General features: G+C 62.8%; 11 protein-coding genes and 1 pseudogene. 8 read left to right on the forward strand and 4 right to left on the reverse strand.

Annotation, left to right across the window (positions count from 1 at the left end; translation table 11 throughout):
• Nucleotides 1–139: 139 nt before the first annotated feature.
• Together AUC71_RS14265 and AUC71_RS14270 are read right to left on the reverse strand one after the other, a co-directional pair.
• Complete coding sequence (locus tag AUC71_RS14265) at nt 140–547, reverse strand: c-type cytochrome (RefSeq protein WP_204376740.1); 408 nt, start codon at nt 545–547, stop codon at nt 140–142.
• Nucleotides 548–705: 158 nt separating this feature from the next.
• Nucleotides 706–1,974, reverse strand: coding sequence for a PQQ-dependent sugar dehydrogenase (locus AUC71_RS14270; protein ID WP_244500977.1), 1,269 nt, complete (start codon nt 1,972–1,974; stop codon nt 706–708).
• 695 nt (nt 1,975–2,669) lie between these two features.
• Here AUC71_RS14270 and AUC71_RS22055 point away from each other — a divergent pair.
• The 6 genes and pseudogenes from AUC71_RS22055 (at nt 2,670) to AUC71_RS14295 (ending at nt 7,511) form a co-directional block, all read left to right on the forward strand.
• Nucleotides 2,670–3,197, forward strand: coding sequence for a dehydroquinate synthase/iron-containing alcohol dehydrogenase family protein (locus AUC71_RS22055; protein WP_280139327.1), 528 nt, complete (start codon nt 2,670–2,672; stop codon nt 3,195–3,197).
• Nucleotides 3,127–3,666 (forward strand): 3-dehydroquinate synthase family protein, encoded by a 540-nt coding sequence (locus AUC71_RS22060; protein ID WP_280139326.1) that lies wholly within the window; start codon nt 3,127–3,129, stop codon nt 3,664–3,666. The genes AUC71_RS22055 and AUC71_RS22060 overlap by 71 nt, the downstream gene beginning before the upstream one ends.
• Nucleotides 3,666–4,640, forward strand: a pseudogene (gene eboE / locus AUC71_RS14280) (metabolite traffic protein EboE); the annotation flags it as partial. The gene AUC71_RS22060 and the pseudogene eboE, both read left to right, overlap by 1 nt.
• A gap of 196 nt (nt 4,641–4,836) precedes the next feature.
• Nucleotides 4,837–5,709: a UbiA family prenyltransferase gene (locus AUC71_RS14285; protein WP_069624775.1), complete on the forward strand. Its 873-nt coding sequence runs from the start codon at nt 4,837–4,839 to the stop codon at nt 5,707–5,709.
• Nucleotides 5,710–5,724: 15 nt separating this feature from the next.
• Complete coding sequence (locus AUC71_RS14290) at nt 5,725–6,630, forward strand: EboA domain-containing protein (RefSeq protein WP_083238425.1); 906 nt, start codon at nt 5,725–5,727, stop codon at nt 6,628–6,630.
• Complete coding sequence (locus AUC71_RS14295) at nt 6,630–7,511, forward strand: TatD family hydrolase (RefSeq protein ID WP_069624776.1); 882 nt, start codon at nt 6,630–6,632, stop codon at nt 7,509–7,511. Before AUC71_RS14290 ends, AUC71_RS14295 begins: the two co-directional genes overlap by 1 nt.
• A gap of 36 nt (nt 7,512–7,547) precedes the next feature.
• Here AUC71_RS14295 and AUC71_RS14300 read toward each other — a convergent pair whose 3' ends face one another.
• Complete coding sequence (locus AUC71_RS14300; protein ID WP_069624777.1) at nt 7,548–10,175, reverse strand: glycosyltransferase; 2,628 nt, start codon at nt 10,173–10,175, stop codon at nt 7,548–7,550.
• Between the two features lie 93 nt (nt 10,176–10,268).
• Nucleotides 10,269–10,472 carry a hypothetical protein gene (locus AUC71_RS14305; RefSeq protein WP_069624778.1) on the reverse strand — a complete coding sequence of 68 codons (204 nt, stop codon included), beginning with the start codon at nt 10,470–10,472 and terminating at the stop codon, nt 10,269–10,271.
• A gap of 518 nt (nt 10,473–10,990) precedes the next feature.
• On the opposite strand from AUC71_RS14305, the gene AUC71_RS14310 reads away from it, so the two are divergent.
• Nucleotides 10,991–11,287: a hypothetical protein gene (locus AUC71_RS14310; protein WP_069624779.1), complete on the forward strand. Its 297-nt coding sequence runs from the start codon at nt 10,991–10,993 to the stop codon at nt 11,285–11,287.
• Nucleotides 11,288–11,516: 229 nt separating this feature from the next.
• On the forward strand, nt 11,517–12,441 hold a 925-nt coding region (locus AUC71_RS14315; protein WP_483127814.1), incomplete at its 3' end, for a glycoside hydrolase family 17 protein.

The raw sequence follows: 12,441 nt of genomic DNA on the forward strand, positions 1-12,441 counted from the left end.
GCGTGGTAGAGTTAGGGGTGTGCGGCCCGATCAGAGCGGCGTGAGCCCCACCACATTGAGGACGATCAGCGGATGCATGCACCGAGTCCTTCGCGGCGATTAGCGCCCGCCGCCAAGCGGCGCTCGAACAAGGCCACGCTTACTGCGGCTCCAAAGAGCGGATATAGGCGATGACGTGGAGGATCTGGTCCTGCGTCAGGCGTCCCTTGTAGGCGCGCATGGCGCCGGTCGCGCCACCATAAATCACCTCGAACATCCCCACATCGGAGGTCACGCGAGGATAGGCGTAGTTGTCATCGACAAGGCTGGGGCACATGCGGCCCTCGCCCACCTTCCCGTGGCAGACCTGGCAATTCTCGTCGAACAGCTTCTTGCCTTGGGCAAGCGCGGCATCGTCGCCGTCATAGGGATTGCTGCCCGTCTCGTGAAACGCCTTGACAGCCTCGGTGAGCGTCTCGCCGTCCGCGGGCGCCACGTCGAGCGGAGAATCGTCAAGCGCGTTCTTGAACTCGATCGCGGCCAGTGACGGCGCGAAACTCAAGAACATGACGCCTGTAGCAAGGAGAAAGAGGGTACGAACGCGCGCAGAGCGGAGCTGGTTGAGCATGACGGAGGTGCGAACCTTATTTTCTTCAAGATAGAAATGAGGAGGCTCCTCCCTGTCCGGGGAAGAGCCTCCACTGGATCGAGACTATCGACTTCTCGTCAGTTCTTGGTCTTGGCGACCTCGGCGCCGTCCGGCACCTCGTCCGCTGCCACGATCCGCCACAAAGCGCCCGGCGGATTCTGCGTCGCACCCTGATCTTCCGTGTAGAAGCAGTTGCAGTTCACGGCAAGCACGGTCCCATCCTCATCGAGACCACCGCCGGTGAACATCAGCGATGTCTGCGCCAGGACGTCCATCTGCCACTTCTTGCCGTCCCAAGCCGTAGCGAACACACGGCCCGAGCACCAATCGCCAGCGAGGAACACGCCGTCCATACCGCCATAGTTGGCGACACCGAGCGCGATCACCGCGCAGCCCCAGCCCTCGTTCAGCTTCTCGGCGCCCGGATAGGGCTCCTGATGCGGATACTCGGAGATTGGGAGCGTGCCGACGATCGGGCAGGTGTCATCCGGTCCTGTGGAAGGATGGCACTGGGTGCCCATGTTGAACTTCCAACCGTAGTTGTAGCCGCCATTGCTGCCCTTGGGCGCCCAGTCGATCTCTTCGTAGTGGTTTTGACCGACATCGGCGATGTAGAGCTGCCCGCTCTTCGGATCGAACTCGAAGGAGTATGGGTTGCGAAGACCATAGGCCCAGATCTCCGGCCGCGCGCCGATCGCAAGCTTGGAGAAGCCCTGTTCGGTGATGCCGAACAGCGCCATCATGCGCGGGTCGTTCGCCCGATAGAACGGGTTGGTCTTGGGAATTGCGTAGGGCACGTCGTCGGCTGTATCGACGTCGATGCGCAGCATCTTGCCCCACAATTCTTGAAGGTCCTGACCGGCGTTCAGCGGATCGCCTTCCCAGCCGGCGTCGCCCTTGCCGATATAGAGGTAGCCGTCGGGCCCGAAGTGGATGCCGCCGCCATAGTGATTGTAGTACGGCTGCGGGATATTCATGATGACCTTGACGGTCTCGTTGGCGCGATCGACGGAAACCACGTCGGGGCTGCTCTTGTCGACCGTGTAGCGCGCGACGATGTGCGCACCGTTAAACGGAAGCGACGAGTAGCTGACGTAGAAGTACCCGTTGTCCTTGAACTTCGGATGGAAGGCGACCGACCACAGGCCTTGCTCGACGAAGCCTGTCTGCACTTCGCTGCCAAGCGGCGTGTTCTTTGTCAGGTCGAGGAACGGCTCGTCGTTGATCTTACCGTCTTGGCTCACGATCTTGATCTTGCCGACACGCTCGACGACGAAGATGCGCCCGGTTCCGTCGTTCGCGGAGACGGCGCTCGTGGGATCGTTGAAGCCATCGGCGATTTTCACCAGGGCAATCTTCGGATCGCCTGGAATCTTACCTCCAGGCGCGCGACCTGGTCTGGTTCCGTGGGATTCTCTTGGGCAAATGTACCCGCCGGAAATGCGAGCGCCGAACCAACGGCGATCGCGCACGCGGTAACTAACAACCGCATTCTCATTACAAATCCTCCCTTTCTGGATTTGTGATCGTTGACGATCACTTTCGCACCTGGGCCGGGGTTCATCCCTGCACCCAAGCAGCACAAGCCGCGTGCCCCTCAGCACGACGTCTCGATCCGTCACGCTATTCGACGCGCGGAGTGTTTGCGGAGCACATCTGCATGTGAAGTGTTGCAAGCCAGGGGGGACTCTTGCCGCGCGAAGAGGGCAAAGCAAGCAACGCCTAAGCGACCGATCCACGTTGACCCGGCAGGGACAAACCGCGCACAGTTACGTCACAAAAAGAGAGTGCAAATGACGCTCTCATTTGGGGAGGACGATCTGTGACGAGCGTTATGTTTGACGCGCTGGAACGCGTCGACGCCTCTGGTGAAGGGCGGGTGTTATTCCAGCGGTTCAATATTGCCTACGAATATCCCGTCTATTTCACGCGCGATCTGTTTTCTGGCGGCGGAAGCGCGTTGCCCGAGGTCATCGCGATGCTCGGCAACGACGTAAAGCCCAAGCTCGCCATGTTCGTCGACGATGGGGTCGTGCGCGAGATGCCGGATTTGATCCGGCGCATCGATAGTTTTTCGGAAGCGCATCGTGACGTCTTCGAACTCGTTGCTCCGGCATTTGTCGTGCCGGGCGGCGAGCGCGCCAAGAATATTCCGGCCCTCGTTGCCGAACTGCAAAGCCGACTGGTTGAGCTTGAACTCGACCGGCATTCCTATGTTGTCGGCGTTGGCGGCGGCGCGCTGCTCGATCTCATCGGCTACGTCGCCGCGACGACCCATCGGGGCATTCGTCATATTAGGGTGCCAACGACGGTTTTGGCGCAGAACGACTCTGGCGTCGGCGTGAAGAACGGCGTTAATGCGTTCGGCGTCAAGAACCTCCTCGGCACGTTCGCCCCGCCGGCGGCCGTGATCAACGATTCCGCCTTCATCGATGTCTTGCCGGGACGCGACAAGCGAGCCGGCATGGCCGAGGCCGTGAAGGTTGCGCTCATCCGCGATGCGGCCTTTTTTCGAATGGCTCGAGACCAAGGCGGAAGCGCTGGCCATTTTCGCCTCGGAGCCCCTTGACCGGCTCATTCGTCATTGCGCCATCCTGCATATGCGGCAGATCGCGCACGGCGGCGATCCATTCGAGCGCGGCAGTGTGCGGCCGCTCGATTTCGGACACTGGGCTGCGCATAAGCTCGAGGTGCTGTCGAACTACGACCTCCGGCACGGCGAAGCTGTGGCGATCGGGCTCGCCCTTGACGCGCGTTACTCGGTTCTCGCCGGCCACTTGGCCGAGGGCCAAGACCAGCGGGTCAAAGCGCTGCTCGAGCGGCTCGGGTTCGAGCTATGGCACCCGGCCTGCGATGCGCGCGCGGAAGACGGGCGCCTGCAACTGCTCGCGGGACTTGAAGAGTTCCGTGCGCATCTCGGCGGCGAACTGACGGTCACGCTGCTCGAGGATATCGGCACTGGGATCGAGATCCACACCATGGATGAGGCTCTCATCGCCGAGGCGCTTACATGGCTCAGGCCCGGGCGGGGCAGCTGATGCAGCTTGCGCTTCCGGGCAAGCCCCACCTCACCTACTGCACCAATATCCATGAGGGTGAAACCTGGGCGGAGATCGAGGCAAACCTCACGCGATATCTGCCCGAGGTGAAGCGCCGCGTTTCACCCGACGCGCCGATGGGCGTCGGCTTGCGGATCTCAGGCAAGGCGGCGCCCGTGCTCGCTGTCCAGGATCGGCTTGACGCGCTGCTGGAATTTCTCGCGGCGCACGATCTCTACGTCTTCACCATCAATGCGTTTCCCTATGGTCCGTTTCATGGCACCCCCGTGAAGGAGCGGGTCTATGAGCCGGACTGGCGCTCTGCGGAGCGTCTCGCCTTCACCGACCAATGCGCCGACATCCTCGCCGCACTTCTCCCGGACGGTCAGAGCGGGAGCATCAGCACGGTCCCCGGTGCGTTTCGAGCCAAAATCGAATCCGCCGAAGACGTGAGCCGGATCGCCGAGGCCATGATCCATCATGCCTCATATCTCCACGCCATCGCCGAGCGCACGGGCAAGACCATCACCCTCGCGCTCGAGCCTGAGCCGTGTTGCCTGCTGGAGACCACGGACGAAGCGGTCGCCTTCTTCGAGACACATCTCTTTTCAGACCGGGGGGTCGAACGCATGAGCCGGCTCAGCGGGCTCGCGGCGGACGACGCGAGAGCAGCGCTGCAACGTCATCTCGGCCTCTGCTTCGACGTCTGCCACGCGGCCGTGGAGTTCGAGGACCTGGACGCGAGCCTGGCGCAGATCGAGGCTGCCGGCATCCAAGTGGCGAAGATACAGTTGAGTTCGGCTTTGTGCGTGCCGGAGGCCGGATCACGGACCGAATCGCTGCTCGCCCCGTTCGACGACGGCATCTACTTGCATCAGACCGTGCAGGCGTCGAACGGAACCCTGACGCGTCATATCGACCTGCCCCAAGCTTTCGCCGCCGCGCGCCGTAGCCCCGCCGCCGGCGAGTGGCGCGTGCACTGTCATGTGCCGGTCTTTGCCGACTCATTCGGAGAGATCGGCTCGACGCAGGCGCTCTCAGGCACCTGCTCGGTCTCTGCCGGGAGCGGCCGATCTCCCCGCATCTCGAAGTCGAGACCTATACCTGGAGCGTACTTCCGGAAGGCTTGCGGCACGGCGATCTTGCCGGGGACATCGCACGAGAGGTTCAATGGGTTCGCTCGCAGCTCCGCGCCTGATCGGCTGGCGGACCGCAGTAAGGCTGGGGCGGGTCTCCAATCTTCCGACGGTGTGGTCGAACGTGATCGCGGCCCTCGCCCTGGCGGGAGGCAGCTCGACGCGCGTGCTCCTCGTGGCCGGCATCTCCATGTCACTCCTTTATATCGGAGGCATGTATCTCAACGATGCCTTCGACCGGGACATCGACGCCCGCGAGCGTCCCACCCGGCCGATTCCCTCAGGCGAAGCACCGGCCGCGACCGTGCTTTGGGCCGGTTTTGCCATGCTCGCGATTGGTGTCGCGGCGCTGGCGACTCTCAGTTTGGCATCCGGGCTGGTCGGACTGGCTCTCGCCGCGGCCATCGTCGTCTATGACATGCACCACAAAAAAAATCCGTTGAGCCCGGTCCTCATGGGTTTGTGCCGGGCACTTGTCTATGTGGGCAGCGCCGCGGCGGTGGGCGCCGCGCTCGAACCGCGCGTCTTGATCGGCGCCGCCGCGATGTTCCTGTTCGTGGCGGGCTTGACGCTCGCCGCCAAGCAGGAGTCGCTCGCCCGCGTCTCCAACCTGCCGGCGCTTATCTTGCTGGCCGCGCCGCTGGTTGCCGCGCTGCCGCTCATTGCTTCGTCTTGGCCGGTCCCTTTTGCTTTCTTGCTCCTGGCCGTGGCGCTCGTCTTCGCCGTCCTGCTTCTCAGCCGGCGGGGCAGCGGCGATGTCGGCCGCGCCATCGGGCTGTTGATCGCGAGCATCGCGCTGACCGACGCCCTTGCCGCCGCCAGCGCCGGCGCCGCGACCGCCATGGCAGTTTGCATTGCCCTCTTCGGAATGACGCTGATCCTTCAGCGTTATGTTCCCGGAACCTAGATGGGTCCCCGAGCGATGACCGCAGACTTGGATGAGACCGCCGACCGCATCGCGCTCCTGAGCACGTGGCTCGCGCCGAGGCTCACGACCGAGCAAATGGCTTGGCTCGAGGACCAGGTGACACGCATTCGCAACGCAACGGGCGGTCCGGCGCTTCCCATGGCGATCGGTCTGGCGCCACGCCGGCTTGGCAAGGCCGATCTCACCCTCGACGAGCGCGAGATGCAAGCCGCGGCGGCGCGACGCCCCGGGCTCGATCCGACCGGCTGGAGCGCCGACCAGACCGCGCGCATCCTGTTCGTGCTCGCGAGCTTCGATGGAGATAAAGACGCATTCGCCGAGAAGCTCCGCCGCCTCTTGGCGCAGGGCGAGGTGAGCGAGCACATCGCCCTGTTGCGCGGGCTGCCGCTTTATCCGAGCGCCGCGCGCTTGGTGCCGATAGCAACGGAGGGCCTGCGCTCCAATGTGCAGCCCGTGTTCGAGGCCGTCGCCCACGCGAGCCCCTTCCCGCGCGAAACTTTCAGCAAGGATCAATGGAATCAAATGGTGTTGAAGGCGCTCTTCGTCGGCAGCCGGCTCGCGCCCATCCAAGGATTGGATGAGCGGCGAAACCCGGAGCTTGCGGAGATGCTGATCGACTATGCCCATGAGCGCTGGCGGCGGGACGCAATGTGTCGCCGGAACTCTGGCGCTGCGTCGGCCCCTTTGCGCGGCGCAGGATCTGGACGACTTGGCCAAAGTGCTGAGAGACGGCAGCGAGGCAGAGAAAACGGCGGTCGCCCTCGCCCTCTCGCAGAGCGATCTGCCTGCGGCCCGGGATGTTTTGAGCGGCGCGCCGGCTCTTGCCGCCGCGATCGACGCCGGCCGTCTCGCTTGGCCGGCACCCGAAGCCTAAGGCGTTTTTTTGAGGGAGAAGAGTAATGTTCATCGACCCACACGCGCATATGATCTCGCGCACCACCACGGATTACGAGGTCATGGCCGAAGCCGGCGTCGTGGCGGTCATCGAGCCTGCGTTCTGGATCGGCCAGCCCCGCACCAATCCCGGCAGCTATGCGGACTATCTTTCTCATATTCTCGGCTTCGAGCGCTTTCGTGCCGGCCAGTTCGGCATCCGCCATTATTGCTGCATCGGCCTGAACTCAAAGGAAGCGAATAACGAGCCGCTTGCGGAGGCGGTCATGGACTTGCTGCCGGGATTCGCCGTGAAGGAGAGCGTCGTGGCAATCGGCGAGATCGGCTACGACGAGCAGACGGATATGGAGGATAGTTATTTCCGCCGCCAGCTCGACCTCGCCAAGGAACTCGGCCTGCCGGTGATGATCCATACCCCTCATCGCGACAAGAAGCGCGGGACCTCACGCTCGATGGATGTGGTCGTCGAACATGGCCTGGACCCGTCGAGCGTCGTGATCGACCACTGCAACGAGGAGACCATCGAAGAGGTCAAGGATCGCGGATTCTGGGCCGGCTTCTCGATCTACCCTCATTCAAAGATGACGGCGGAGCGCATGCTGGAGCTGGTCCGGCGGTACGGCGCGGAGCGGCTGATCGTGGATTCTGCGTGCGACTGGGGCGTCTCGGATCCATTGTCGGTGCCGAAGACGGCGGCGCTTCTCGCCGAAGGCGGCGTGCCCGCGGAAGACATCCGCAAAGTCACCTACGGCAACGCGCTCGCCGTGTACGGCCAGAGCGGCCAGATGCGTGAGGCGGATTGGCTCGAGCCCGATGCCATCGACCAACGCACGCTCTATCAGGGCAACACGATCCTGCGCGGTGGACAAAGCCCGCGCGTCGAGTGACGCATCCTTAGTACTGACGCAGACGACACGCTGAGATCAACGGTGAATAAGCCGGGGACGCGGGCCGCGCGGGAAGCGCATGACATAGGTGGACCGCGACGCCAACCGGCGCCAGGTCGAAAATCGGTTGAGCGGCGAGCGCTCAAGCAACGCGATCGCCACCGCCGCCATAAAGGGCAGGCTCTGCACCAGCATCACGACACTGAACACCGAGATCTCGAAAACCTGTTGGTCGTTGGTGAGATAGAGCGTGAGCGAGCCGATCAGGAGGAGCGATCCAAGGATCGCCTCCCAAAATGCCGGGAATTTCACGGACCAGTTGCCGACACCTTTCGCCGTGCGGGCGAAGGGTAGCCCGTCCTTGATGAATCCCTCCACCACGGCCCGGCCCACTGTCAGCTGCAAGGCCATGGCCGAGAGGGCAGCGCCAAACGAGGTGAAGATCGGCGCCCGCACACAGGTCCGGTACAGCACCATGAAATGGCAAAGCATCACACAGAAAGTGGCCAATACCGGCAGTAGCAGCACGGACTGCGGCACGGCGATGCCGAGAAAGGCTACGAGCGGCATCCAGATCAAATTGAGGATGGCGATCAGAACGCCGACGGCCTCGGCCGCAAGCCAGGTCACCCAGCCTGACAGGAACTGGGTGCGCTGTTGCGGCGTAAGCCGGCTGCCGCCAGGCAAGAAAGCGCGCCAGTGCTTCTTGATGAGTTGCGTGCCGCCATACGCCCAGCGATGACGCTGCTGCTTATACGCGGCGAAGTCTGAGGGCAGGAGTCCCCACCCATAGCGGCACCGCGTGTAATGCGCCCGCCACCCACGCTCGAGCAGCGTTAGTCCTAGATCGGTGTCCTCGACGATGGTGTCGCTGGACCAATTGCCCGCGTCATGAAGGGCCTCACGCCTTAGCAAGCACATCGTTCCGTGCGTGACGATCGCGTTTGCCTCGTTCCGGCGGACCATGCCGATATCGAAGAAGCCCGCATATTCGCTATTCATGATCGCTTTCGTGATGGTGCGGTTGCCATCGCGATGATCCTGCGGTGCCTGGACGAGCCCGACTTGCGGATCCTCGACCGCCGGGACGAGATCCTTCAGCCAGTCGGGATGCACCACATAGTCGGCATCGATGACCCCGATGATCTCGGCCTCCGGCGCGGTTTGCTCCAAGGCAAGTCTGAGTGCGCCGGCCTTGAAGCCCGAAAGATTGTCTTCGCGGATGAACTTGAAGCGTGAGCCAAGATGCCGGCAGTGTTCCTCGATCGGCTCCCACAACGCCGGATCGGGTGTGTTGTTGATGATGACGATGCATTCGAAATTTGGCCAGTCCAGCTTAGCCACGCTGTCGAGGGTCTGCCGCAGCATGTCGGGCGGCTCGCGATAGGCCGGCACGTGGATGGACACGAGCGGCGTCCGGGCCGGCGCAGCTTCACGGCGCTGGAGGAGACGCGCCGGCTTCGCCCCGAATGTAAAGGCGGCGAGCTCGTCAATGCGCCACATGATGATGAGGACCAGCGGCAAGAGCAAGACGGCGCCCGCAACCATCGCCACCTGAGAGCCGAGCACGAAGTAGTGCATCAACCAATAGTTGGCCACGGCGGCCGACCAGGCGCCGACGCCCTGCGCCGTCGCGGCAAGCACGGCGGCTTGGATCAACCTCACGCCGGGGATGGCGAAGATCGCAAGAGACAGGAGCAGTCCGATCGCGAGAGCCGTGATCAAATTGCGGGTGAGGTTCGGTGTTTCGACGGTGCCCGTGAACGAAAACTTCGGCTCACGGTCCGCGTTGAACAGTCCCCAATAAGGACCGGCGCTCCCCTCGAACGTCTTCCAAGGCTGGTCGAACGCTTCAATGATCGAATAGTCGATGCCCATGGCATCGGCCCGGGTGAGGAAGTCGCGAATGATCTCGGCTTGCATGAGCTGGCCAGGCACTGCGTCTTTCCGGTTCAACCCTGCGCTCGGCCAGCCGAACTCGGCGATCACGATGTGCTTGCCGGGATACGCCTCGCGCAGCTGCCGGTACACGTTCATGGCGTGGTCGACCGCGGCCTCGCCCGGCAGACCTTCCCAGTAAGGCAAGATGTGAACGGCAATATAGTCCACCGCGGAAACGAGCTCGGGATGATCGAGCCAGATATCCCAAACCTCGGCCGTAGAAACCGGAACCGAGACTGCCTGCTTCACGCGCTGAATCTTCTCGATGAGGTCCTTAACGGCGTCGGCCTCTTCGGAGCGCTGCCGATAGATCGTCTCGTTACCGACAATGACGCTGTCGATGTTGCGATGCTCTTTCGTGAGCGCGATGGCGCTCTCTATCTCCTGCTCGTTATGTTCTTCGCGCTCGTCGATCCAAGCACCGAGAGTGACGCGCAGTCCGTACTCAGCCGCAAGTTTCGGCACGAGCTCGAGCCCATCCGTGGAGCCGTAGGTTCGCACAGTGCGCGTGTATGGCGCGATGGCCTCTAGATCCGACCGGATCTGCGCTTCGGTGGTTTCGTCCACCTGCCCGTCAAGGTCGGGATTGATCGGCGAGAAGGAGACGCTTGCGAGCGTGCCCTTTGCATCCGGGGGAATGACCCGGTCCTGCAGGGCAAACCAGACGCATGCGTGAAGTGCAGCCGCACACACGACCACACAGGCGACGAGGACGTTGCGCATTGTTCCCTTGATCTCTTTTTAACTCGACCTGCATGTTCCCCCCTCGATCGCCGAAGCGAAGAGAAGTCTGCAGTTTCCCCCATACCAACCCGTTCAGTCGGGTTTGGTTCCGCCTTTTGCCGAGTTTGCCGCCGCATTCGTCTCCTTCTTCGGCCCTTCGGGGGACATCCAACAATTGTGGACCCGGGAGGCCAGTTCTTCGGCAGCTTTGGGATCAATCGGCCCTTGCTTGATGACGCAACGAAAGGCCAGTTTGACGTGCTCCGGGGAGCAGCCGAACTTCTCGTAAAGTTCCATATAGCGCGACGCGGTACCGAGATCGTCTCGCCAAAGAAGGCTCGAGATTCGCCGCCCTGTCCAGACGCATTCCGGCGCGCGACCCTAGGCGGAAGCTTCGCCGCCGCGTCCTCGTATTCCTTGATCGCCTTGTCTATCGCCTTGGCCCGGTTCTCCGCCTCCTTGGCGTCCCCCTCGGGCTGGTCGTCTGGCTTCCCAGATCCTTCCTCCTGTCCCGGAGGCTTTTGGTCTGGCTTGTCCTGGGCCAATAGGGGCGCAAGCTGGCCTGCAAAAATGCCGCCCCCCAGAAGGACGACGGCGGCCATACGGATGAAACTCGGCATTGGACTGATACGAGACTGAAGCATGACGCGTTCAACCACTCAATTTGGGCAGCGCCACGGCAGACAATGTGTATCACTTCTCTAGCGGCGTGTGCATCGGTAAGGTGAGGGAGTGAACGGGCTGCATCTTTGTCGCACCACCCAAGGCGGCAGGGGCAGCTCCAACCTGGTTCTTGTCACCGCCCGCGTCTCTCCATGCTCCGCTCCATACTCGCCCTAGCCGTCCTGGGTGCCATCGCCGGCTGCTGGTACTGGTTGGGGCGGCCCCTGCCCCTGCCCCCTTCGCCCCTCGGACAAGGCGAGAAACTTGGCTGCGTCTCCTACACGCCGTTTCATGGAGATCAGACCCCGTTTGCCGAGGATCAGATCATTCCCGACCGTCAGATCGCGGAAGATATGGAGCGTCTATCCCGGACCACGTCCTGCATTCGGACCTATTCTGCCGCGAAGGAGCACGGCAGGGTCGCCCGATCGCCGGCGAGCACGGCTTGAAGGTGCTGCAGGGCATTTGGCTTAGCCGGGATCGCTCCAACAATCGGGACGAGATCGAGTTGGCCCTTGCACTCGCCAAGAACCACCCAGACGTCATCGAAGCTTTGATCGTGGCAACGAGACGCTGCTGCGAGGCGAACTGTCCATCCCCCAACTCAAAAAGTATATCGGCGAGGTTAGACAGCGTTCCGGCAAACCGGTCACCTATGCGGATGTCTGGGAGTTCTGGTTGGAGGCTCCTCAGCTTGTCGACGCGGTCGATTTCGTGACCATCCATATCTTGCCCTATTGGGAAGATGACCCTGTTGCCGCGGACGATGTCCTGGCGCATGTCCGCGACGTCCGGCAGAGGATTACGGAGGCATTCCCCCATAAGGAGATTTTCATAGGAGAGGTCGGCTGGCCGAGCGCCGGACGCATGCGGGGACAAGCCCTGCCTTCTCCCGTGAACCAGGCTCGCGTGCTGACCGGGATCGTGGCGGCGGCCAAGAAAGAGGCGTGGAGGGCGAACCTCATCGAGGCCTTCGATCAGCCGTGGAAGCGGCGGCTCGAAGGGACAGTCGGCGGTCATTGGGGCCTCTATGACTCCACCAGACACCTGAAATTCCAATTCGGCAGGCCTTTGTCGGATCACCCGGATTGGGCGATCAAGGCGGCTCTCGGGATGGGCGCCGCCCTACTCATCTTTATCGCGGGCTGGCTGGGCGAGAGAAAGAGTGCCTCGAACTGGCGGCGGACCTTGGTCGTGGCCGGCATCGCACTTGCGGCCGGCCTCACCTTCGGCTGGGCTGCCCTGACTCTGACCCAAGAGAACTTTTTTCTCGGCGATCAACTGAGGGCCGTCATCATGCTCTGCCTAGCCCTCGTTGTGCCCATGGCCGTGAGCTTTGCCGTCACCCGTGGCGACCAGCTCAGCGGCTTCGCCAACGCCCTCACCGCGTCGGCCTGGCGACGCGGCGACTGGACCACGCCGGTCCTCACGCTGCTGTTCGTGGCAACCGTCGTCGCCAGTCTGCACGTCGCGCTCGGCCTCGTATTCGACCCGCGTTACAAGGACTTTCCCGTGGCTTCGCTGACTGCTCCCGTGGTCGCGCTCTTTGTACTTGCCTTCATGCGCGTGCACGGTTCGCTAAGGCCCGGCCCGGCTGAGACTG

It is taken from the genome of Methyloceanibacter marginalis, assembly GCF_001723295.1.
Classification (GTDB): domain Bacteria; phylum Pseudomonadota; class Alphaproteobacteria; order Rhizobiales; family Methyloligellaceae; genus Methyloceanibacter; species Methyloceanibacter marginalis.